At 67.1% G+C, this 26,233-nt stretch carries 1 protein-coding gene; it reads right to left on the reverse strand.

All coding sequences use genetic code 11. The features are described 5' to 3' along the window. A complete protein-coding gene (locus tag BBTA_RS41480) occupies nucleotides 1–25,941 on the reverse strand; it encodes a non-ribosomal peptide synthetase (RefSeq protein ID WP_012046639.1) in 25,941 nt (8,646 codons plus the stop codon). Between the last annotated feature and the right edge of the window lie 292 nt (nucleotides 25,942–26,233).

The following is a 26,233-nucleotide window of genomic DNA, read 5'->3' on the forward strand; positions in this document are numbered from 1 at the left end:
TTAGCAACTCACTTCATCCTGGAAGAGCACTGTCAGTTCGGTTTGGTCGAACTGAGCGAGTTGTGCATTCACAACTCTATCGGCCAATTGGCTTAGCCCGTCGTTTAAGAAGATTTCGGACAGAGGTAGCTCTACATCAAGGCTTCTCCTGAGCCGGACGACCAACATGACCGCCAGCAGTGAGTGCCCGCCGAGCGCGAAGAAGTTGTCGTGACGACCGATCCGCTCGACACCGAGCAGCTCCGACCAGATCCGGGCGATCGCCGCCTCGGTCTCGCCCTGCGGCGGCTCGTAGGCCTGCACCGCAAACGCATCCCCCTCCGGCGCCGGCAGCGCCTTGCGGTCCAGCTTGCCGTTCGGCGTCAGCGGCAAGCGCTGAAGATGCACATAGGCCGACGGCACCATGTAGTCCGGCAGCCGCGCCGCAAGATGGCCCCGCAGCTCCTCCGCTCCGATCGCCGCGTCGCTCACATAATAGGCCACAAGACGCTTGTCGCCCGGACCGTCCTCCCGCGCGATCACCGCGACATCGCGCACAGCCGCATGCTCCGACAGCCGCGCCTCGATCTCCCCGAGCTCGATCCGGAAGCCGCGGATCTTCACCTGGAAGTCGTTGCGACCGAGATAGGCGATCGTTCCGTCGCCAAGCCACCGCCCGAGATCCCCGGTCCGGTACAGCCGCGCTCCCGCCTCGCCGGAGAACCGGTCCTCCACGAACCGCTCCGCCGTCAGCTCGGGACGGTTCAGATAGCCCCGCGCAACGCCCGCCCCGCCGATGTAGATCTCGCCGGCAACACCGATCGGCGCCGGCTCGCCATACGCGTCAAGAATGTAGATCTGCGTGTTCGAGATCGGACGGCCGATATGCAGCACCGCCTCGTCAGCCCCGAGCAAACCGGACGTGGCCACCACCGTCGTTTCCGTGGGACCGTAATTGTTCACCAGCGCGAATGGCAGGTCTTTCGGACATTTGCGCAAACGGTCGCCGCCCGTGAGCAAAACTCGAAGATGTGGATTTGTGGCTCCTTGTGAGAAGGCGAACTCCGCTATGGGTGTCGGCAGGAAGCTGACGTCCAGCGGCTGCGTCTGCCACCAGGCCAGCAGCGCTTCCGGGTCCCGCGCGATCTCCGGCCGTGGCACGGCAAGCGTTCCGCCGCAGCAAAGCGGAGGCCAGGTTTCCCAAGTCGCGGCATCAAATCCTGAACCAGCCACCAGGGAGCTGCGCGTCTCTGCCTGGAGATTGAACGCGGCGCAGTGCCAATGAACCAGATTGGCGAGACTGCGATGCTCGACCATCACCCCCTTGGGCTGGCCGGTGGATCCGGAGGTGTAGATCACGTAAGCGAGATGGCTCGCCTTGAGGCCTACCTCGCTCCGCTCCGGATTGCACGCGGGCGCCTCCGCCCATTGCGCCGCATCCGCGCCGATGTCGACCACCGGCATACGGGCGGCCGCAAGCTCGGCCTGCACCACCGGCAGCACATCCAGCGCGCCGCCGCCCACCAGCAGCGCCACCGGCGCGCTGTCCCGAACCATGAACGCCAGCCGCTCCGGCGGATAGGCCGGGTCCAGCGGCACATAGGCCCCGCCCGCCTTCAGGATCGCCAGCAGACCCACGATCATCTCCGGGCTGCGCGCGATGCAGATCGCAACACGGTCATCCGGCCTGACGCCGAGCTTGCGCAGATGATGCGCCAGCCGGTTCGCCTGGGTGTTCAGCTCCGCATAGCTCAGCCGGCGCTCCTCATGCACCACCGCCACCGCATCCGGCGTCCGCTCGGCCTGCGCCTCGAACAGCTCGTGCACGCACACATCCTGCGGATAGTCCGCGGCCGTCGCGTTCCACTCCACCAGGACGCGATGACGCTCCGCTTCGGGCAGCACGTCGATCTGCCGCAGCGGCCGCTCCGGTGTCCGCTCCAGCGCCTCGACCAGCCCCTCCAGCGCCGTCGCCATGAACGCACAGACCCGCGCCGCCGCGACCGATGCCGCCACCTGCGCCGTCAGCGCAAAGCCCGCGCCCAGATCGTCCACCGACAGCGTCAGCGGATAGTTCGTCCGCTCCTCCGCGTACAGGACCTCGATCCCCTCCCACGCCCTGCGATCCGCAGATCCGTCCACCGCGCTGTGCCGGTAGTTCAGCAGTGCCGAGAACAGCGGCGCCGGGGCCGCCACCCCGCTGCAACGCTGTGCCAGCGCCAGCGGCGCATGCTCATGACGCAGCAGTTCCGCAAGATGCCGCTGCACCTCGCGCACGCTCGCTGCAACACCCTGCTCGCCGACCTCCACCCGCAGCGGCAGCGTGTTGATGAACAGGCCGAGCGCACGGTCCACCCCTTCGCCGCCCTGCAGCCGCCCGAACAGCACGGTGCCGAACACCACATCGCTGCGTCCACAGCTGCGCGCCAGCAGTTGCGCAAACGCCACATGGAACAGGCTCGCCGCGCTCACACCCAGCGCGCGCGCCTGCGACCGCAGCCGCTCCGCAAGCTCAGGCGCCAGTTCGAGATGTGCCTCCGCGATCTCAGACCCGTCGCCCTGCACGTCCAGCAGCCCGAACGGCGCGGTCGGCTCCTCGACCTTGCCCAGCATCTCGCGGAAGAACGTCTCGTGCTGCTCACGGCTCACGCCCAGCCGCGCCTGCGCCACAAAACTCCGGAACGGCAGCGGTGCCGCAAGCCGCTCCGCCTCGCCACGGAGATGCGACGCGATCTCCTCCAGCACGATCTCCAGCGTGGTATGGTCCATCACCAGATGATGGAACTGCAGCAGCAGCAGCCAGCCTCCGCTCCGCGGATCATGCGCGATCACGACCCGCAGCAGCGGCGCCTGACGCACATCCAGCCGATCGTGCCGCGCATCGAAACGCGCGCGCAGCTGCGCCGCCCCGTCCCCGCCGCCCACATCGAGCTCGACCTCTTCCACCGGCAGCGGCGCATGCCGCAGCACCACCTGCACCGGCTCCGGCAGCTCCTCCCACAGCACCGCCGTCCGCAGGATGTCGTGACGGCCGATCACCGCATCGAACGCCGCCAGGAAGCCGTCCAGCCGCGCCCGGCTGTCGAATCCGAGCAAGCCGGACAACAGATAGACGTCCCCCTCTCCCCCCAGCAGGTGATGGAACAGGATGCCTTCCTGCAGCGGCGCCAGCGGATAGATGTCCTGGATGTTGGCACAGCCACCCGGCACCGCAGCCACGATGCGATCGATCTCCGCCTGGCTCAGCGTCACCAGCGGCAGCATCTCCGGCGTGATCCGCCCGCAGCCCGCAGGGATCAGGTTGGCTGGTACGGTCACCATGACCGCGCCACCCCCGCCCGCCGCCGCCAGCGCCGCAAGGCTCGGCGTCGCGAACAGGGTGCGGATATCAGCCGCGATCCCCGCCCGCCGCATCCGCTCCACCAAGGTCACCGCCAGCAGCGAGTGCCCACCGAGCGCGAAGAAATTGTCGTGGCGCCCGATCCGCTCGACACCGAGCAGCTCCGCCCAGATCCGGGCGATCGCCATCTCGGTCTCGCCCTGCGGCGGCTCGTAGGCCTGCACAGCAAACGCAGCCCCCTCCGGCGCCGGCAGCGCCTTGCGGTCCAGCTTGCCGTTCGGCGTCAGCGGCAGACGCTGAAGATGCACATAGGCCGACGGCACCATGTAGTCCGGCAGCCGCGCCGCAAGATGGCCCCGCAGCTCCTCCGCCCCGATCGCCGCGTCGCTCACATAGTAGGCCACCAGGCGCTTGTCGCCCGCGACATCCTCCCGCGCGATCACCGCGGCATCGCGCACATCCGCATGCTCCGACAGCCGCGCCTCGATCTCTCCGAGCTCGATCCGGAAGCCGCGGATCTTCACCTGGAAGTCGTTGCGCCCGAGATACGCGATCGTTCCGTCTTCAAGCCAGCGCCCGAGATCCCCGGTCCGATATAGCCGCGCTCCGGCTTCTCCCGAAAACCGGTCCTCCACGAACCGCTCCGCCGTCAGCTCAGGACGGTTCAGATAGCCCCGCCCCACCTGGACGCCACCGATATGGATCTCGCCCGCAACACCGATCGGCACGGGATCGCCATGCTGATCCAGGATGTAGATCTGCGTGTTCGAGATCGGACGGCCGATTGGAACGCTCGCATCCGACGCTTCCTTTGCACAGCGCCACGCCGTCACGTCCACCGCAGCTTCCGTCGGACCGTAAAGGTTATGCAGCTCTGTTCCTTCAAGCCGCTCCAGCAACCTCGCCGCCAAGACCGGGGACAGCGCCTCGCCGCTGCACATCACCCGCTTCACGCTCGTGCAGCTACCGGCCTCCGCATACTCCACGAATATCTGCAGCATCGATGGCACGAAGTGCAGCGTCGTGATCCGCTCCCGCCGGATCACCTCCACCAGATAGGCTGGATCCTTGTGGCCCTCCGGCCGCGCCATCACCAGCCGCGCTCCCGCGAGCAACGGCCAGAAGAACTCCCACACCGACACATCGAAGCTGAACGGCGTCTTCTGTAGCACCGCATCGCCACCATCGAGAGCGTAGGCGTCCTGCATCCACAGCAGGCGGTTCACCACCGCGCGATGACCGTTCATCGCGCCCTTGGGCGTGCCGGTGGATCCAGAGGTGTAGATCACATAAGCCAGATGGTCCGGCGTGAGACCGACCTCGCTCCGCGCCGGATTGCGCGCGGGCGCCTCCGCCCACTGCGCCGCATCCGCGCCGATGTCGAGCACCGGCACGCCGCTGGCCGCAAGCTCGGCCTCCACCACCGACAACGCTGCCTGCGCGCTGCCGCCCACCAGCAGCGCCACCGGCGCGCTGTCCTGCAGCATGAACGCCAGCCGCTCCGGCGGATAGGCCGGATCCAGCGGCACATAGGCCCCGCCCGCCTTCAGGATCGCCAGCAGACCTACGATCATCTCCGGGCTGCGCGCGATGCAGATCGCAACACGGTCATCCGGCTTGACGCCGAGCTTGCGCAGATGATGCGCCAGCCGGTTCGCCTGGGTGTTCAGCTCCGCATAGCTCAGCCGGCGCTCCTCATGCACCACCGCCACCGCATCCGGCGTCCGCTCCGCCTGCGCCTCGAACAACTCGTGCACGCACACATCCTGCGGATAATCCGCCGCCGTCGCGTTCCACTCCACCAGGACGCGATGACGCTCCGCCTCGCCCTGCAGCGGCAGACGATCCACCTCCGCATGCTCGTCCGCCACCATGCCTTCCAGCAGCCGGACAAAGTACCCGACCCAGCGCTCGATCGTCCCGCGATCGAACAGCGCGGTCGCATATTCCAGCCCGCCGCTGATCGTCCCACCTGTCTCAGCCAGGCTCAGCGTCAGGTCGAACTGCGCGCTCACACGCGGCACCTCCACCGCTTCCAGCCGCAACTCCCCAAGGTCAAGACGTCCTGCCGGCAGGTTCTGCCAGACCAGCACCGCCTGGAACAGCGGCGCGTGACTCAGGCTCCGCGACGGCTGCACCAGTTCAACCACCTGCTCGAACGGCAGATCCTGGTGCTCCTGCGCCGCCACCGTCTGCGCCTTCACCCGTGCCAGAAGCTCACTCACCGACGGCGGGCCGGACAGATCGACGCGCACCGCCAACGTGTTCACGAAGAACCCGATCAGCCCGTCGATCTCGGCTCGTCCACGGTTCGCAACCGGGCTACCGATCACCACATCCTTCTGCCCCGACAGCCGCGACAGCAGCGCCGCCCAGCCTGCCAGCAGCGTCATGTACAATGTCGTGCTGTGACGATGGCTCAGCGCCTTCAATGCCTCGGTCAGCCTCGCATCCAACCGGATCGGCACCACGGCCCCGGCATGGTCCTGCTCCGCCGGACGCGGCCGGTCCCAGGGCAGTTCCAGAAGCGCAGGCGCGCCCGACAACGCCTCCTTCCAATACGCCCCCCGGCGCGCCAGAACTTCGCTCGACAGCCAGCGCCGCTGCCAGACCGCATAGTCCCCATATTGGATCGCGAGCGGCGGCAGAGGATCTGCCTCGCCGTGCGCAAACGCCCGATACAGCGCACCAAGTTCGCGCGTCAGCACCCCCATCGACCAGCCGTCCGAGACGATGTGATGCATCGTCAACAGCAACACGTGCTCGTCCGACGCCAGCCGCACCAGCCGGCCTCGGATCAGCGGACCACGCTCAAGATGGAATGACGCTGTCGCTTCCACAGCCACCAGTCGCTGCAACTCGCCTGCCGCTTCCGCCGCGCCACATAGGTCGTGCGCGCTCAAGGCAAAGCCCGCCGCCGCAGCAATCCGCTGCACCGGCATGCCATCATCACCTTGCACGAACACCGTTCGCAGCGCCTCGTGCCGCGCCACGATCCGGTCCAGCGCCCGCACCAGAGCCTCTCGCTCCAACCGCCCGATCAGCCGCAATCCACCGGCAATGTGATAGGCCGTGCTCGCTTCCTCGAAGCGAGACAAGAACCACAGCCGCTGCTGCGCAAACGATAATGGCAGCGCCCCCTCACGTCCCGCTGGCGTGATCTCCGGCAGCGTGCTGCGCGCCGCCCCCGCAAGGCTGGCCGCCAGCTCCGAGATCACTGGGCGTGCAAACAATACGGCCAGCGCTAGCTCCACACCCAGAGCCTGCCGCAGGCGCGACACTAACTGCACCGCCAGCAGCGAGTGCCCGCCGAGCGCGAAGAAGTTGTCGTGGCGCCCGACGCGCGCCACGCCCAGCAGCTCCTCCCATATACGAGCCAACTCTTCCTCGATCTTGCCCTGCGGCGGCTCGTAGGCCTGCACAGCAAACGCAGCCCCCTCCGGCGCCGGCAGCGCCTTGCGGTCCAGCTTGCCGTTCAGCGTCAGCGGCAGGCGCTGAAGATGCACATAGGCCGACGGCACCATGTAGTCCGGCAGCCGCGCCGCAAGATGGCCCCGCAGCTCCTCGGCTCCGATCGCCGCGTCGCTCACATAGTAGGCCACCAGGCGCTTGTCGCCCGCGACATCCTCACGCGCGATCACCGCGGCATCGCGCACATCCGCATGCTCCGACAGCCGCGCCTCGATCTCCCCGAGCTCGATCCGAAAGCCGCGGATCTTCACCTGGAAGTCGTTGCGCCCGAGATAGGCGATCGTCCCGTCGCCAAGCCACCGCCCGAGATCCCCGGTCCGGTACAGCAGCGCGCCCGCCTCGCCCGAGAACCGGTCCTCCACGAACCGCTCCGCCGTCAGCGCGGGACGGTTCAGATAGCCCCGCGCAACGCCCGCCCCGCCGATGTAGATCTCGCCGGCAACACCGATCGGTGCCGGCTCGCCATGCTCATCCAGGATGTAGATCTGCGTGTTCGAAATCGGTCGACCGATATGCGCAGCGAATGGCTCGCCACGACGCATCAACACCGAGGTTGAATAGACCGTCGTCTCCGTCGGACCATATAGATTGCGTAGCAGCTCCACCTGCGTCGTTGCGAACAGTTGCTCTGCCAATGATCGTTTTAGCGGCTCGCCCCCAACATTGACCGTCCGTACCGTCTCTGGAAAACTCTCGTTCTTCAACAGCGCATCCAGTGCGGACGGAACGGTATTGAGAAATGTCACGTTCGACTGCTTCGTCAGCTCAAGCACGTTCCGCACGACATCGACCGCTCCGCCGACCGTCAGGGGGACAAACCATTCACAGATCGAGATATCGAAATTCAGCGAGGTCGACGACAAGGTCCGCGCCAAGGCCTCACCGACAAAGGCCGGTGCAGCCCACGCGATGAAGTTGACGACATTGCCATGTTCAACGGCGACCCCCTTGGGCTGACCGGTCGATCCGGATGTGTGGATCACATAAGCGAGATGGTCCGGCGTGAGACCGACCTCGCTCCGCGCCGGATTGCGCGCCGGCGCCTCCGCCCATTGCGCCGCATCCGCGCCGATATCGACCACCGGCATACGGGCGGCCGCTAGCTCGGCCTTAACAACCGACAGCGCCGCCTGCGCGCCGCCGCCCACCAGCAGCGCCGCCGGCGCGCTGTCCCGAACCATGAACGCCAGCCGCTCAGGCGGATAGGCCGGGTCCAGCGGCACATAGGCCCCGCCCGCCTTCAGGATCGCCAGCAGACCCACGATCATCTCCGGGCTGCGCGCGATGCAGATCGCAACACGGTCATCGGGCTTGACACCAAGTCCGCGCAGATGATGCGCCAACCGGTTCGCCTGGGTGTTCAGCTCCGCATAGCTCAGCCGGCGCTCCTCATGCACCACCGCCACCGCATCCGGCGTCCGCTCCGCCTGCGCCTCGAACAGCTCGTGCACGCACACATCCTGCGGATAGGCCGCCGCCGTCGCGTTCCACTCCACCAGGACGCGATGACGCTCCGCTTCGGGCAGCACGTCGATCTGCCGCAGCGGCCGCTCCGGCGTCCGCTCCAGCGCCTCGACCAGCCCCTCCAGCGCCGTCGCCATGAACGCACAGATCCGCTCCGCCGCGACCGATGCCGCCACCTGCGCTGTCAGCCTGAAGCCCGCGCCCAGATCGTCCACCGACAGCGTCAGCGGATAGTTCGTCCGCTCCTCCGAGTGAAGGACCTCGATCCCCTCCCACTGAGCCTGCTCCGCGACGCCACCCGCCACACTGTGCCGGTAGTTCAGCAGCGCCGAGAACAGCGGCGCCGGGGCCGCCACCCCGCTGCAACGCTGTGCCAGCGCCAGCGGCGCATGCTCATGACGCAGCAGTTCCGCAAGATGCCGCTGCACCTCGCGCACGCTCGCTGCAACGCCCTGCTCGCCGACCTCCACCCGCAGCGGCAGCGTGTTGATGAACAGGCCGAGCGCACGGTCCACCCCTTCGCCGCCCTGCAGCCGCCCGAACAGCACGGTGCCGAACACCACCTCGCTGCGTCCACAGCTGCGCGCAAGCAGCTGCGCAAACGCCACATGGAACAGGCTCGCCGCGCTCACACCCAGTGCCCGCGCCAGTGATCGCAGCCGCTCCGCAAGATCAGGCGCCAGCCCGAGATGTGCCTCTTCAACCCCCGCCCCGTCGCCCTGCACGTCCAGCAGTCCGAACGGCGCGGTCGGCTCCTCGACCTTGCCCAGCATCCCGCGGAAGAACGTCTCGTGCTGCTCACGGCTCACGCCCAGCCGCGCCTGCGCCACAAAACTCCGGAACGGCAGCGGCGCCGCAAGCGACACTTCCTCTCCCGCGAGATGCGCCTGGATCTCCTCCAGCACGATCTCCAGCGTGGTATGGTCCATCACCAGATGATGGAACTGCAGCAGCAGCAGCCAGCCTCCGCTCCGCGGATCATGCGCGATCACGACCCGCAACAGCGGCGCTCGCCGCACATCCAGCCGATCGTGCCGCGCATCAAAACGCGCGCGCAGCTGCGCCGCCCCGTCCCCGCCGCCCACATCGAGCTCGACCTCTTCCACCGGCAGCGGCGCATGCCGCAACACCACCTGCACCGGCTCCGGCAGCTCCTCCCACAGCACCGCCGTCCGCAGGATGTCGTGACGGCCGATCACCGCATCGAACGCCGCCAGGAAACCGTCCAGCCGCGCCCGGCTGTCGAATCCGAGCAAGCCGGACAACAGATAGACGTCGCCCTCTCCCCCCAGCAGGTGATGGAACAGGATGCCTTCCTGCAGCGGCGCCAGCGGATAGATGTCCTGGATGTTGGCACAGCCACCCGGCACCGCAGCCACGATGCGATCGATCTCCGCCTGGCTCAGCGTCACCAGCGGCAGCATCTCCGGCGTGATCCGCCCGCAGCCCGCCGGGATCAGGTTGGCCGGCACCGCAACCGTGGCCGCGCCACCACCGCCCGCCGCCGCCAGCGCCGCAAGGCTCGGCGTCGCGAACAGGGTGCGGATGTCGGCCGCGATCCCCGCCCGCCGCATCCGCTCCACCAAGGTCACCGCCAGCAGCGAGTGTCCGCCGAGCGCGAAGAAATTGTCGTGACGACCGATCCGCTCGACACCGAGCAGTTCCGCCCAGATCCGGGCGATCGCCGCCTCGGTCTCGCCTTGCGGCGGCTCGTAGGCCTGCACCGCAAACGCAGCCCCCTCCGGCGCCGGCAGCGCCTTGCGGTCCAGCTTGCCGTTCGGCGTCAGCGGCAGGCGCTCGAGATGCACATAGGCCGACGGCACCATGTAGTCCGGCAGCCGCGCCGCAAGATGGCCCCGCAGCTCCTCCGCTCCGATCGCCGCGTCGCTCACATAGTAGGCCACCAGGCGCTTGTCGCCCGCGACATCCTCCCGCGCGATCACCGCGACATCGCGCACATCCGCATGCTCCGACAGCCGCGCCTCGATCTCGCCGAGTTCGATCCGGAAGCCGCGGATCTTCACCTGGAAGTCGTTGCGACCGAGATAGGCGATCGTCCCGTCGCCAAGCCACCGCCCGAGATCCCCGGTCCGGTACAGCCGCGCTCCCGCCTCGCCAGAGAACCGGTCCTCCACGAACCGCTCCGCCGTCAGCTCGGGACGGTTCAGATAGCCGCGCGCAACGCCCGCTCCGCCGATGTAGATCTCGCCCGCAACACCGATCGGCACAGGATCGCCATACGCGTCAAGAATGTAGATCCGCGTGTTCGAGATCGGACGGCCCAGTGGAATGCTGCTCGCACGTTCGTCGACCTCGGTGATCTCATGCGTAATGGCAAACGTCGTCGTCTCCGTCGGGCCGTAGCCATTCAGCAGATGTTGCGGACGACTGTGCCGGAGAACATGACGGATGCTCCGTGGATCCAGCACGTCGCCGCCCACCAACAGATAACGCAGTCGCCGGAAGACGCCACCGAGCAGCTCCGCATACTGCTGGAACAGACCCGCCGTGAGCCACAGAACCGTGACCCCGTCCCGCTCCATGACGCTGACCAGCCGCTCGGGCTCCAGCACCGACGCCTGGTCGATCACCACGACGCATCCGCCGTTCAACAGCGGCCCCCATACCTCCATCGTCGTCGCGTCAAACGCAGGATTGGCGGCAAAAGCAACGCGATCCGACGCATTGAAGTCCGCATAGCCGTTGTTGATCACCAGCCGCCCGATCGCTCGATGCGGAATCACCACTCCCTTGGGCGTTCCCGTGGAGCCCGACGTGTACATGATGTAGGCATCACTGCCGCTGTCCCGCGACAAGCCAGGATTGGAGGCGTCTCCGGCACCTCGCAGGACATCCTCGATATCGATCCTGTGGGCCTCAAGCCCTTCCGGCAGCACCGCGCCTCGTGCCATCAACACGAGGGATGCTTCGCAATCCTTGATCATGAACGCCAATCGTTCCGCCGGGACGTCGCGATCCAGCGGCACATAGGCTGCGCCGCATTTGAGGATCGCCAGCTCCGCAGCGACAAGTTCGATCGAACGCTCGATACAGATCGCCACCCGGTCGTCCGGCCTGACGCCGAGCTTGCGCAGATGATGCGCCAGCCGGTTCGCCTGGGTGTTCAGCTCCGCATAGCTCAGCCGTTCGTCTTCATGCACCACCGCCACCGCATCCGGCGTCCGCTCGGCCTGCGCCTCGAACAGCTCGTGCACGCACACATCCTGCGGATAGGCCGCCGCCGTCGCGTTCCACTCCACCAGGACACGATGACGCTCCGCTTCGGGCAGCACGTCGATCTGCCGCAGCGGCCGCTCCGGCGTCCGCTCCAGCGCCTCGACCAGCCCCTCCAGCGCCGTCGCCATGAACGCACAAATCCGCTCCGCCGCGACCGGTGCCGCCACCTGCGCCGTCAGCGCAAAGCCAGCCCCCAGATCGTCCACCGACAGCGCCAGCGGATAGTTCGTCCGCTCCTCCGCGTGAAGGACCTCGATCCCCTCCCACTGAGCCTGCTCCGCAGCGCCGCCCGCCGCACTGTGCCGGTAGTTCAGCAGTGCCGAGAACAGCGGCGCCGGCGCGGCTACCCCGCTGCAGCGCTGTGCCAGCGCCAGCGGTGCATGCTCGTGACGCAGCAGTTCCGCAAGATGCCGCTGCACCTCGCGCACGCTCGCCGCAACGCCCTGCTCGCCGACCTCCACCCGCAGCGGCAGCGTGTTGATGAACAGGCCGAGCGCACGGTCCACCCCTTCGCCGCCCTGCAGCCGCCCGAACAGCACGGTGCCGAACACCACCTCGCTGCGTCCACAGCTGCGCGCCAGCAGCTGCGCAAACGCCACATGGAACAGGCTCGCCGCACTCACACCCAGCGCGCGCGCCTGCGACCGCAGCCGCTCCGCAAGCTCAGGCGCCAGTTCGAGATGTGCCTCTTCAACCCCCGCCCCGTCGCCCTGCACGTCCAGCAGCCCGAACGGCGCCGTCGGCTCCTCGACCTTGCCCAGCATCTCGCGGAAGAACGCCTCGTGCTGCTCACGGCTCACGCCCAGCCGCGCCTGCGCCACAAAACTCCGGAACGGCAGCGGCGCCGCAAGCGACGCTTCCTCTCCCGCGAGATGCGCCTGGATCTCCTCCAGCACGATCTCCAGCGTGGTATGGTCCATCACCAGATGATGGAACTGCAGCAGCAGCAGCCAGCCTCCGCTCCGCGGATCATGCGCGATCACGACCCGCAGCAGCGGCGCTCGCCGCACATCCAGCCGATCGTGCCGCGCATCGAAACGCGCGCGCAGCTGCGCCGCTCCGTCCCCGCCGCCCACATCGAGCTCGACCTCTTCCACCGGCAGCGGCGCATGCCGCAGCACCACCTGCACCGGCTCCGGCAGCTCCTCCCACAGCACCGCCGTCCGCAGGATGTCGTGACGGCCGATCACCGCATCGAACGCCGCCAGGAAGCCGTCCAGCCGCGCCCGGCTGTCAAATCCGAGCAAGCCGGACAACAGATAGACGTCCCCCTCTCCCCCCAGCAGATGGTGGAACAGGATGCCTTCCTGCAGCGGCGCCAGCGGATAGATGTCCTGGATGTTGGCACAGCCGCCCGGCACCGCAGCCGCGATGCGATCGATCTCCGCCTTGCTCAGCGTCACCAGCGGCAGCATCTCCGGCGTGATCCGCCCGCAGCCCGCCGGGATCAGGTTGGCTGGTACGGTCACCGTGGCCGCGCCACCACCGCCTGCTGCCGCCAGCGCCGCAAGGCTCGGCGTCGCGAACAAGGTGCGGATATCCGCCGCGATCCCCGCCCGCCGCATCCGCTCCACCAAGGTCACCGCCAGCAGCGAGTGCCCACCGAGCGCGAAGAAATTGTCGTGGCGCCCGATCCGCTCGACACCGAGCAGCTCCGCCCAGATCCGGGCGATCGCCGCCTCGGTCTCGCCTTGCGGCGGCTCGTAGGCCTGCACCGCAAACGCAGCGCCCTCCGGCGCCGGCAGCGCCTTGCGGTCCAGCTTGCCGTTCGGCGTCAGCGGCAGGCGCTGAAGATGCACATAGGCCGACGGCACCATGTAGTCCGGCAGCCGCGCCGCAAGATGGCCCCGCAGTTCCTCGGCTCCGATCGCCGCGTCGCTCACATAGTAGGCCACCAAGCGCTTGTCGCCCGCGACATCCTCCCGCGCGATCACCGCGGCATCGCGCACATCCGCATGCTCCGACAGCCGCGCCTCGATCTCTCCGAGCTCGATCCGGAAACCGCGGATCTTCACCTGGAAGTCATTGCGCCCGAGATACGCGATCGTTCCGTCTTCAAGCCAGCGCCCGAGATCCCCGGTCCGATATAGCCGCGCTCCGGCTTCTCCCGAAAACCGGTCCTCCACGAACCGCTCCGCCGTCAGCTCGGGACGGTTCAGATAGCCCCGCGCAACGCCGGCTCCGCCGATGTAGATCTCGCCCGCAACACCGATCGGCACAGGATCGCCATACGCGTCAAGAATGTAGATCCGCGTGTTCGAGATCGGACGGCCAAGTGGAATGCTGCTCGCACGTTCGTCGACCTCGGTGATCTCATGCGTAATGGCAAACGTCGTCGTCTCCGTCGGGCCGTAGCCATTCAGCAGATGTTGCGGACGACTGTGCCGGAGAACATGACGGATGCTCCGTGGATCCAGCACGTCGCCGCCCACCAACAGATAACGCAGTCGCCGGAAGACGCCACCGAGCAGCTCCGCATACTGCTGGAACAGACCCGCCGTGAGCCACAGAACCGTGACCCCGTCCCGCTCCATGACGCTGACCAGCCGCTCGGGCTCCAGCACCGACGCCTGGTCGATCACCACGACGCATCCGCCGTTCAACAGCGGCCCCCATACCTCCATCGTCGTCGCGTCAAACGCAGGATTGGCGGCAAAAGCAACGCGATCCGACGCATTGAAGTCCGCATAGCCGTTGTTGATCACCAGCCGCCCGATCGCTCGATGCGGAATCACCACTCCCTTGGGCGTTCCCGTGGAGCCCGACGTGTACATGATGTAGGCATCACTGCCGCTGTCCCGCGACAAGCCAGGATTGGAGGCGTCTCCGGCACCTCGCAGGACATCCTCGATATCGATCCTGTGGGCCTCAAGCCCTTCCGGCAGCACCGCGCCTCGTGCCATCAACACGAGGGATGCTTCGCAATCCTTGATCATGAACGCCAATCGTTCCGCCGGGACGTCGCGATCCAGCGGCACATAGGCTGCGCCGCATTTGAGGATCGCCAGCTCCGCAGCGACAAGTTCGATCGAACGCTCGATACAGATCGCAACACGGTCATCCGGCCTGACGCCGAGCTTGCGCAGATGATGCGCCAGCCGGTTCGCCTCGGTGTTCAGCTCCGCATAGCTCAGCCGGCGCTTGTCATGCACCACCGCGACCGCATCCGGCGTCCGCTCCGCCTGCGCCTCGAACAGCTCGTGCACGCACACATCCTGCGGATAATCCGCAGCCGTCGCATTCCACTCCACCAGGACACGACGACGCTCCGCTTCCGGCAGCACGTCGATCTGCCGGAACGGCCGCTCCGGCGTCCGCTCCAGCGCCTCGACCAGCCCCTCCAGCGCCGTCGCCATGAACGCACAGATCCGCTCCGCCGCGACCGGTGCCACCACCTGCGCCGTCAGCGCAAAGCCCGCGCCCAGATCGTCCACCGACACCGTCAGCGGATAGTTCGTCCGCCCCTCGCCGCCAAGTAGCTCGATCCCCTCCGGAAACAACAGGCTTCCCCCGCCCGAGCGCTCTCCGCTGTGCCGGTAGTTCAACAGCGCCGAGAACAGCGGCGCCGGGGCCGCCACCCCGCTGCAGCGCTGTGCCAGCGCCAGCGGTGCATGCTCGTGACGCAGCAGCTCCGCAAGATGCCGCTGCACCTCGCGCACGCTCGCCGCAACGCCCTGCCCGCCGACCTCCACCCGCAGCGGCAGCGTGTTGATGAACAGGCCGAGCGCACGGTCCGCCCCCCCGCCGCCCTGCAGCCGCCCGAACAGCACCGTGCCGAACACCACATCGCCGCGTCCACAGCTGCGCGCCAGCAGTTGCGCAAACGCCACATGGAACAGGCTCGCCGCGCTCACACCCAGTGCCCGCGCCAGTGATCGCAGCCGCTCCGCAAGATCAGGCGCCAGTTCGAGATGTGCCTCTTCAACCCCCGCCCCGTCGCCCTGCACGTCCAGCAGTCCGAACGGCGCCGTCGGCTCCTCGACCTTGCCCAGCATCCCGCGGAAGAACGTCTCGTGCTGCTCACGGCTCACGCCCAGCCGCGCCTGCGCCACAAAACTCCGGAACGGCAGCGGCGCCGCAAGCGACGCTTCCTCTCCCGCGAGATGCGCCTGGATCTCCTCCAGCACGATCTCCAGCGTGGTATGGTCCATCACCAGATGATGGAACTGCAGCAGCAGCAGCCAGCCTCCGCTCCGCGGATCATGCGCGATCACAACCCGCAACAGCGGCGCTCGCCGCACATCCAGCCGATCGTGCCGGTGATCGAACCGCGCGCGCAGCTGCGCCGCTCCGTCCCCGCCGCCCGCATCCAGCTCGACCTCTTCCACCGGCAGCGGCGCATGCCGCAGCACCACCTGCACCGGCTCCGGCAGCTCCTCCCACAGCACCGCCGTCCGCAGGATGTCGTGACGGCCGATCACCGCATCGAACGCCGCCAGGAAACCGTCCAGCCGCGCCCGGCTGTCGAATCCGAGCAAGCCGGACAACAGATAGACGTCCCCCTCCCCGCCCAGCAGATGGTGGAACAGGATGCCTTCCTGCAGCGGCGCCAGCGGATAGATGTCCTGGATGTTGGCACAGCCGCCGGGCACCGCAGCCGCGATGCGATCGATCTCCGCCTGGCTCAGCGTCACCAGCGGCAGCATCTCCGGCGTGATCCGCTCGCAGCCCGCAGGGATCAGGTTGGCTGGTACGGTCACCGTGGCCGCGCCACCACCGCCTGCGGCCGCCAGCGCCGCAAGGCTCGGCGTCGCGAACAAGGTGCGGATGTCGGCCGCGATCCCCGCCCGCCGCATCCGCTCCACCAAGGTCACCGCCAGCAGCGAATGACCGCCGAGCGCGAAGAAGTTGTCGTGGCGCCCGACGCGCGCCACGCCCAGCAGCTCCTCCCATATACGAGCCAACTCTTCCTCGATCTTGCCCTGCGGCGGCTCGTAGGCCTGCACCGCAAACGCAGCCCCCTCCGGCGCCGGCAGCGCCTTGCGGTCCAGCTTGCCGTTCAGCGTCAGCGGCAGGCGCTGAAGATGCACATAGGCCGACGGCACCATGTAGTCCGGCAGCCGCGCCGCAAGATGGCCCCGCAGCTCCTCGGCTCCGATCGCCGCGTCGCTCACATAGTAGGCCACCAGGCGCTTGTCGCCCGCGACATCCTCACGCGCGATCACCGCGGCATCGCGCACATCCGCATGCTCCGACAGCCGCGCCTCGATCTCCCCGAGCTCGATCCGAAAGCCGCGGATCTTCACCTGGAAGTCGTTGCGCCCGAGATAGGCGATCGTCCCGTCGCCAAGCCACCGCCCGAGATCCCCGGTCCGGTACAGCAGCGCGCCCGCCTCGCCCGAGAACCGGTCCTCCACGAACCGCTCCGCCGTCAGCGCGGGACGGTTCAGATAGCCCCGCGCAACGCCCGCCCCGCCGATGTAGATCTCGCCGGCAACACCGATCGGTGCCGGCTCGCCATGCTCATCCAGGATGTAGATCTGCGTGTTCGAAATCGGTCGACCGATATGCGCAGCGAATGGCTCGCCACGACGCATCAACACCGAGGTTGAATAGACCGTCGTCTCCGTCGGACCATATAGATTGCGTAGCAGCTCCACCTGCGTCGTTGCGAACAGTTGCTCTGCCAATGATCGTTTTAGCGGCTCGCCCCCAACATTGACCGTCCGTACCGTCTCTGGAAAACTCTCGTTCTTCAACAGCGCATCCAGTGCGGACGGAACGGTATTGAGAAATGTCACGTTCGACTGCTTCGTCAGCTCAAGCACGTTCCGCACGACATCGACCGCTCCGCCGACCGTCAGGGGGACAAACCATTCACAGATCGAGATATCGAAATTCAGCGAGGTCGACGACAAGGTCCGCGCCAAGGCCTCACCGACAAAGGCCGGTGCAGCCCACGCGATGAAGTTGACGACATTGCCATGTTCAACGGCGACCCCCTTGGGCTGACCGGTCGATCCGGATGTGTGGATCACATAAGCGAGATGGTCCGGCGTGAGACCGACCTCGCTCCGCGCCGGATTGCGCGCCGGCGCCTCCGCCCATTGCGCCGCATCCGCGCCGATATCGACCACCGGCATACGGGCGGCCGCTAGCTCGGCCTTAACAACCGACAGCGCCGCCTGCGCGCCGCCGCCCACCAGCAGCGCCGCCGGCGCGCTGTCCCGAACCATGAACGCCAGCCGCTCAGGCGGATAGGCCGGGTCCAGCGGCACATAGGCCCCGCCCGCCTTCAGGATCGCCAGCAGACCCACGATCATCTCCGGGCTGCGCGCGATGCAGATCGCAACACGGTCATCGGGCTTGACACCAAGTCCGCGCAGATGATGCGCCAACCGGTTCGCCTGGGTGTTCAGCTCCGCATAGCTCAGCCGGCGCTCCTCATGCACCACCGCCACCGCATCCGGCGTCCGCTCCGCCTGCGCCTCGAACAGCTCGTGCACGCACACATCCTGCGGATAGGCCGCCGCCGTCGCGTTCCACTCCACCAGGACGCGATGACGCTCCGCTTCGGGCAGCACGTCGATCTGCCGCAGCGGCCGCTCCGGTGTCCGCTCCAGCGCCTCGACCAGTCCCTCCAGCGCCGTCGCCATGAACGCACAGATCCGCTCCGCCGCGACCGATGCCGCCACCTGCGCTGTCAGCCTGAAGCCCGCGCCCAGATCGTCCACCGACAGCGTCAGCGGATAGTTCGTCCGCTCCTCCGCGTGAAGGACCTCGATCCCCTCCCACTGAGCCTGCTCCGCGACGCCACCCGCCACACTGTGCCGGTAGTTCAGCAGCGCCGAGAACAGCGGCGCCGGGGCCGCCACCCCGCTGCAACGCTGTGCCAGCGCCAGCGGCGCATGCTCATGACGCAGCAGTTCCGCAAGATGCCGCTGCACCTCGCGCACGCTCGCTGCAACGCCCTGCTCGCCGACCTCCACCCGCAGCGGCAGCGTGTTGATGAACAGGCCGAGCGCACGGTCCACCCCTTCGCCGCCCTGCAGCCGCCCGAACAGCACGGTGCCGAACACCACATCGCTGCGTCCACAGCTGCGCGCAAGCAGCTGCGCAAACGCCACATGGAACAGGCTCGCCGCGCTCACACCCAGTGCCCGCGCCAGTGATCGCAGCCGCTCCGCAAGATCAGGCGCCAGCCCGAGATGTGCCTCTTCAACCCCCGCCCCGTCGCCCTGCACGTCCAGCAGTCCGAACGGCGCGGTCGGCTCCTCGACCTTGCCCAGCATCCCGCGGAAGAACGTCTCGTGCTGCTCACGGCTCACGCCCAGCCGCGCCTGCGCCACAAAACTCCGGAACGGCAGCGGCGCCGCAAGCGACACTTCCTCTCCCGCGAGATGCGCCTGGATCTCCTCCAGCACGATCTCCAGCGTGGTATGGTCCATCACCAGATGATGGAACTGCAGCAGCAGCAGCCAGCCTCCGCTCCGCGGATCATGCGCGATCACGACCCGCAACAGCGGCGCTCGCCGCACATCCAGCCGATCGTGCCGCGCATCAAAACGCGCGCGCAGCTGCGCCGCCCCGTCCCCGCCGCCCACATCGAGCTCGACCTCTTCCACCGGCAGCGGCGCATGCCGCAACACCACCTGCACCGGCTCCGGCAGCTCCTCCCACAGCACCGCCGTCCGCAGGATGTCGTGACGGCCGATCACCGCATCGAACGCCGCCAGGAAACCGTCCAGCCGCGCCCGGCTGTCGAATCCGAGCAAGCCGGACAACAGATAGACGTCGCCCTCTCCCCCCAGCAGGTGATGGAACAGGATGCCTTCCTGCAGCGGCGCCAGCGGATAGATGTCCTGGATGTTGGCACAGCCACCCGGCACCGCAGCCACGATGCGATCGATCTCCGCCTGGCTCAGCGTCACCAGCGGCAGCATCTCCGGCGTGATCCGCCCGCAGCCCGCCGGGATCAGGTTGGCCGGCACCGCAACCGTGGCCGCGCCACCACCGCCCGCCGCCGCCAGCGCCGCAAGGCTCGGCGTCGCGAACAGGGTGCGGATGTCGGCCGCGATCCCCGCCCGCCGCATCCGCTCCACCAAGGTCACCGCCAGCAGCGAGTGTCCGCCGAGCGCGAAGAAATTGTCGTGACGACCGATCCGCTCGACACCGAGCAGTTCCGCCCAGATCCGGGCGATCGCCGCCTCGGTCTCGCCTTGCGGCGGCTCGTAGGCCTGCACCGCAAACGCAGCGCCCTCCGGCGCCGGCAGCGCCTTGCGGTCCAGCTTGCCGTTCGGCGTCAGCGGCAGGCGCTCCAGATGCACATAGGCCGACGGCACCATGTAGTCCGGCAGCCGCGCCGCAAGATGGCCCCGCAGCTCCTCCGCTCCGATCGCCGCGTCGCTCACATAGTAGGCCACCAGGCGCTGGTCGCCCGGAGCATCCTCCCGCGCGATCACCGCGGCATCGCGCACAGCCGCATGCTCCGACAGCCGCGCCTCGATCTCCCCGAGCTCGATCCGGAAGCCGCGGATCTTCACCTGGAAGTCGTTGCGCCCGAGATAGGCGATCGTTCCGTCGCCAAGCCACCGCCCGAGATCCCCGGTCCGATATAGCCGCGCTCCCGCCTCGCCCGAAAACCGGTCCTCCACGAACCGCTCCGCCGTCAGCTCAGGACGGTTCAGATAGCCCCGCCCCACCTGGACGCCACCGATATGGATCTCGCCCGCAACACCGATCGGCACGGGATCGCCATGCTGATCCAGGATGTAGATCTGCGTGTTCGAGATCGGACGGCCGATTGGAACGCTCGCATCCGACGCTTCCTTTGCACAGCGCCACGCCGTCACGTCCACCGCAGCTTCCGTCGGACCGTAAAGGTTATGCAGCTCTGTTCCTTCAAGCCGCTCCAGCAACCTCGCCGCCAAGACCGGGGACAGCGCCTCGCCGCTGCACATCACCCGCTTCACGCTCGTGCAGCTACCGGCCTCCGCATACTCCACGAATATCTGCAGCATCGATGGCACGAAGTGCAGCGTCGTGATCCGCTCCCGCCGGATCACCTCCACCAGATAGGCTGGATCCTTGTGGCCCTCCGGCCGCGCCATCACCAGCCGCGCTCCCGCGAGCAATGGCCAGAAGAACTCCCACACCGACACGTCGAAGCTGAACGGCGTCTTCTGTAGCACCGCATCGCCACCATCGAGAGCGTAGGCGTCCTGCATCCACAGCAGGCGGTTCACCACCGCGCGATGACCGTTCATCGCGCCCTTGGGCGTGCCGGTGGATCCAGAGGTGTAGATCACATAAGCGAGATGGCTCGCCGCGAGCCCGACCTCGCTCCGCGCCGGATTGCGCGCCGGCGCCTCCGCCCATTGCGCCGCATCCACGCCGATGTCGAGCACCGGCACGCCGCTGGCCGCAAGCTCGGCCTCCACGACCGGCAGCACATCCAGCGCGCCGCCGCCCACCAGCAGCGCCACCGGCGCGCTGTCCCGAACCATGAACGCCAGCCGCTCCGGCGGATAGGCCGGATCGAGCGGCACATAGGCCCCGCCCGCCTTCAGGATCGCCAGCAGACCCACGATCATCTCCGGGCTGCGCGCGATGCAGATCGCAACACGATCGTCCGGCTTCACGCCGAGCTTGCGCAGATGATGCGCCAGCCGGTTCGCCTGGGTGTTCAGCTCCGCATAGCTCAGCCGGCGCTCCTCATGCACCACCGCCACCGCATCCGGCGTCCGCTCGGCCTGCGCCTCGAACAGCTCGTGCACGCACACATCCTGCGGATAGTCCGCAGCCGTCGCGTTCCACTCCACCAGGACACGATGACGCTCCGCTTCGGGCAGCACGTCGATCTGCCGCAGCGGCCGCTCCGGCGTCCGCTCCAGCGCCTCGACCAGCCCCTCCAGCGCCGTCGCCATGAACGCACAGATCCGCTCCGCCGCGACCGGTGCCGCCACCTGCGCCGTCAGCGCAAAGCCAGCCCCCAGATCGTCCACCGACAGCGCCAGCGGATAGTTCGTCCGCTCCTCCGCGTGAAGGACCTCGATCCCCTCCCACTGAGCCTGCTCCGCGACGCCGCCCGCCGCACTGTGCCGGTAGTTCAGCAGTGCCGAGAACAGCGGCGCCGGCGCGGCTACCCCGCTGCAGCGCTGTACCAGCGCCAGCGGCGCATGCTCGTGACGCAGCAGCTCCGCAAGATGCCGCTGCACCTCGCGCACGCCCGCCGCAACGCCCTGCTCGCCGACCTCTACCCGCAGCGGCAGCGTGTTGATGAACAGGCCGAGCGCACGGTCCACCCCTTCGCCGCCCTGCAGCCGCCCGAACAGCACCGTGCCGAACACCACCTCGCTGCGCCCGCAGCTCCGCGCCAGCACCTGCGCGAACGCCACATGGAACAGGCTCGCCATGCTCACCCCCAGCGCGCGCGCCTGCGACCGCAGCCGCTCCGCAAGCTCAGGCGCCAGTTCGAGATGTGCCTCCGCGATCTCAGACCCGTCGCCCTGCACGTCCAGCAGCCCGAACGGCGCGGTCGGCTCCTCGACCTTGCCCAGCATCTCGCGGAAGAACGTCTCGTGCTGCTCACGGCTCACGCCCAGCCGCGCCTGCGCCACAAAACTCCGGAACGGCAGCGGCGCCGCAAGCGACGCTTCCTCTCCCGCGAGATGCGCCTGGATCTCCTCCAGCACGATCTCCAGCGTGGTATGGTCCATCACCAGATGATGGAACTGCAGCAGCAGCAGCCAGCCTCCGCTCTGCGGATCACGCGCGATCACGACCCGCAGCAGCGGCGCCTGACGCACATCCAACCGGTCATGCCGGGGATCGAACCGCGCTTGCAGTTGCGCTACCCCGTCGTCGCCAGCCGGATCGAGCAAGACCTCTTCCACCGGCAGCGGCGCATGCCGCAGCACCACCTGCACCGGCTCCGGCAGCTCCTCCCACAGCACCGCCGTCCGCAGGATGTCGTGACGGCCGATCACCGCATCGAACGCCGCCAGGAAACCGTCCAGCCGCGCCCGGCTGTCAAAGCCCAGTAAGCCGGACAACAGATAGACGTCGCCCTCTCCCCCCAGCAGATGATGGAACAGGATGCCTTCCTGCAGCGGCGCCAGCGGATAGATGTCCTGGATGTTGGCACAGCCGCCCGGCACCGCAGCCGCGATGCGATCGATCTCCGCCTGGCTCAGCGTCACCAGCGGCAGCATCTCCGGCGTGATCCGCTCGCAGCCCGCAGGGATCAGGTTGGCTGGTACGGTCACCATGACCGCGCCACCCCCGCCCGCCGCCGCCAGCGCCGCAAGGCTCGGCGTCGCGAACAAGGTGCGGATGTCAGCCGCGATCCCCGCTCGCCGCATCCGCTCCACCAAGGTCACCGCCAGCAGCGAGTGCCCACCGAGCGCGAAGAAGTTGTCGTGGCGACCGATCCGCTCGACACCGAGCAGTTCCGCCCAGATCCGGGCGAGCGCCGCCTCGGTCTCGCCCTGCGGCGGCTCGTAGGCCTGCACAGCAAACGCAGCGCCCTCCGGCGCCGGCAGCGCCTTGCGGTCCAGCTTGCCGTTCGGCGTCAGCGGCAGGCGCTCCAGATGCACATAGGCCGACGGCACCATGTAGTCCGGCAGCCGCGCCGCAAGATGGCCCCGCAGCTCCTCCGCTCCGATCGCCGCGTCGCTCACATAGTAGGCCACCAGGCGCTGGTCGCCCGGAGCATCCTCCCGCGCGATCACCGCGACATCGCGCACACCCGCATGCTCCGACAGCCGCGCCTCGATCTCGCCGAGCTCGATCCGGAAGCCGCGGATCTTCACCTGGAAGTCATTGCGCCCGAGATAGGCGATCGTCCCGTCGCTAAGCCAGCGCCCGAGATCCCCGGTCCGGTACAGCCGCGCTCCGGCCTCGCCCGAGAACTGGTCCTCCACGAACCGCTCCGCCGTCAGCTCGGGACGGTTCAGATAGCCCCGCGCAACGCCGGCTCCGCCGATGTAGATCTCGCCCGCGACACCGATCGGCGCCGGCTCGCCATGCTCATCCAGGATGTAGATCTGCGTGTTCGAAATCGGACGGCCGATATGCAGCACCGCCTCATCAGCCCCGAGCAAACCGGACGTGGCCACCACCGTCGTTTCCGTGGGACCGTAATTGTTGACCAGCGCGAATGGCAGCGCCTTGGGCAGCTTCCGCAAACGGTCGCCCCCCGTCAGCAGAACACGCAGATGTCGGTTCACGAGCCCCTGCGACAGCACAAACTCCGCCATCGGTGTCGGCAGGAAGCTCACGTCCAGCGGCTGCGTCTGCCACCAGGCCATCAGCGCTTCGGGATCCCGCGCCGTCTCAGGCCGCGGCACCACCAGCACGCCGCCGCAACACAGCGCCGGCCACACTTCCCAGCTCGAAGCGTCAAAGCTCAAACCAGCTACCAAGGAGCTGTGCGTTCCCGGACGCAGCGCGAAGACCTCGCAGTGCCAATGCACCAGGTTGGCGAGACCGCGGTGCTCGACCATCACCCCCTTGGGCTGACCGGTCGATCCGGAGGTGTAGATCACATAAGCGAGATGATCAGGCGCAAGTCCGGTCTCGGTCCGCTCCAGATTATGCGCGGGCGACTCCGCCCACTGCGCCGCATCCGCGCCGATGTCGAGCACCGGCACGCCGCTGGCCGCAAGCTCGGCCTCCACGACCGGCAGCACATCCAGCGCGCCGCCGCCCACCAGCAGCGCCGCCGGCGCGCTGTCCTGAACCATGAACGCCAGCCGCTCCGGCGGATAGGCCGGGTCAAGCGGCACATAGGCCCCGCCCGACTTCAGGATCGCCAGCAGACCCACGATCATCTCCGGGCTGCGCTCGATGCAGATCGCAACACGATCGTCCGGCTTCACGCCGAGCTTGCGCAGATGATGCGCCAACCGGTTCGCCTGGGTGTTCAGCTCCGCATAGCTCAGCCGGCGCTCCTCATGCACCACCGCCACCGCATCCGGCGTCCGCTCGGCCTGCGCCTCGAACAGCTCGTGCACGCATGTATCCTGCGGATAATCCGCCGCCGTCGCGTTCCACTCCACCAGGACACGATGACGCTCCGCGTCCGGCTGCAACGGAATCCGGACGATCTGACGTCGTCCGTCACCTACCATTTCCTGAAGAACATTCACCCAGTACTGCGACCATCGCTCGATCGTAGCCTGATCGAACATCTCTGATGCGTAATCAAAGAAGCAAGAGATCTCGTCATCGACCGGTATCGCCGTTACGAACAACTCGATCTTAGGCCCACGCCCCGCCCCCATCGGCGTGCGCCCGAAACTAGTCAGCCGCAATCCTCCCCACGGCACGGACGCTGCGCCGCTCTCACCGCCGATCAACTCTGCCAAACCATCCTCACCTCGCGAGTTCTGCATCGCGAACAGGGTCTGACAATAAGGCTGAAGCGAAGATGCTCTCGACGGATTGAGACGCTCAACCAATTCTGCGAACGGATATTCCTGATTGATCATCGACTGTCGGGCAAGCCGACGTACCTGCTGCAGGAGTGCAGCCACGTCCATCTCTGCTGTGAGCACCGATCGTAAGACGACCTGATTGACAAACGTGCCAACAACATCCGCCCACTTCCGACGCCCTCGGCCGGGCATGATGGTTCCGACAGCAACACGCTCTTGGCCCGTGAGCCGGTGGAGGAAGGCGAAATATCCGGTCAACAGCACGACATACATTGATGAGCCTGTCACCCGCGCAAGCTCATTCAGCGCTGAAGTGAGGTTGCGGTCGATCGTGACTCGCACGATGCCTCTGTCGGACAAATCTACATTCGAAGCCGCTTCTTTCGGCAGATCGAGGGGAGGAAACTCTTCAGTGAGCGCCTCCCGCCAATACTCGAGCTGGCGACGCGATTCGCTGCTCTTTAACCAACGCTCCTGCCATTCAACATATTCAAAGTACGCCGGCTTCTTGGCGATCGAGTTACTTGGTACCGCCTCGATGCTCCCGACATCCGCCTCGTACATCGAGCCAAGCTCGGCAATCAGACGCCACATCGACCACCCATCGAACACGAGGTGATCACAGATGATCTGAATGACTGCCTCTTCTTCGGCGCAATCGTAGACGACGACCCGGACCAACGGAGCCACGTCGAGATCGAAGGGCTTGCACCAATCATCCCTCAGAATATCTTCAAGTGCGTCTGAGCCGACTCCGCGCACATCCCGCCGCGAAACCGCGATCTCAGCTCCCCACTCGATTGTCTGTTTCGGCTCACCGAACGCGTCGATGAACCGGACGCACAACATTGGATGCTTGAGCCGCAGGACGTTCAAGACCCTATGCAGGCGCGCCAGATCCAACTCGCCGAAAATACGCGCGCAGAAGCTTATATTGTGTGTTCCCCGCGCGTGAGGATACAATTTATACGAGAACCAAAGGGAACGCTGGATTCGAGACAGAGGACTCCAAATCGAATCGCCAGAATTGCCTGCACGACGCTCCGGAACAAAGTTGCGATTCATCGACATCCCCTCAGCGTCAACGACAAAGGGGGTAGACTCGGCAGTCCAACCAATTACTACCGGAACAGCCCACCCAAGTTGCGAAGAGCGCTCTCTCCTCGGCCATTCTAAGAAAAGCGACGGCTTCGACTTGGGATGATCCTAACTTAGTCTTCATATCCAGAAGCTGACAGATCCAAACTACGCAATACAACCTTAAATAGAATATTATCGATTGGTCGAGTAGAAATCTCGTCCTGCCAACAATGGCCGCAGCAACAGGGCTGCCGCAGACCGACAACGCCCAGCAGAAGCGCGC

The sequence above is a fragment of the Bradyrhizobium sp. BTAi1 genome, assembly GCF_000015165.1.
Classification (GTDB): domain Bacteria; phylum Pseudomonadota; class Alphaproteobacteria; order Rhizobiales; family Xanthobacteraceae; genus Bradyrhizobium; species Bradyrhizobium denitrificans.

Bases quoted from the DNA above. Each gene is read 5' to 3' on its own strand.
- BBTA_RS41480 (WP_012046639.1), bottom strand. From the start codon at position 25,941: ATGTCGATGAATCGCAACTTTGTTCCGGAGCGTCGTGCAGGCAATTCT.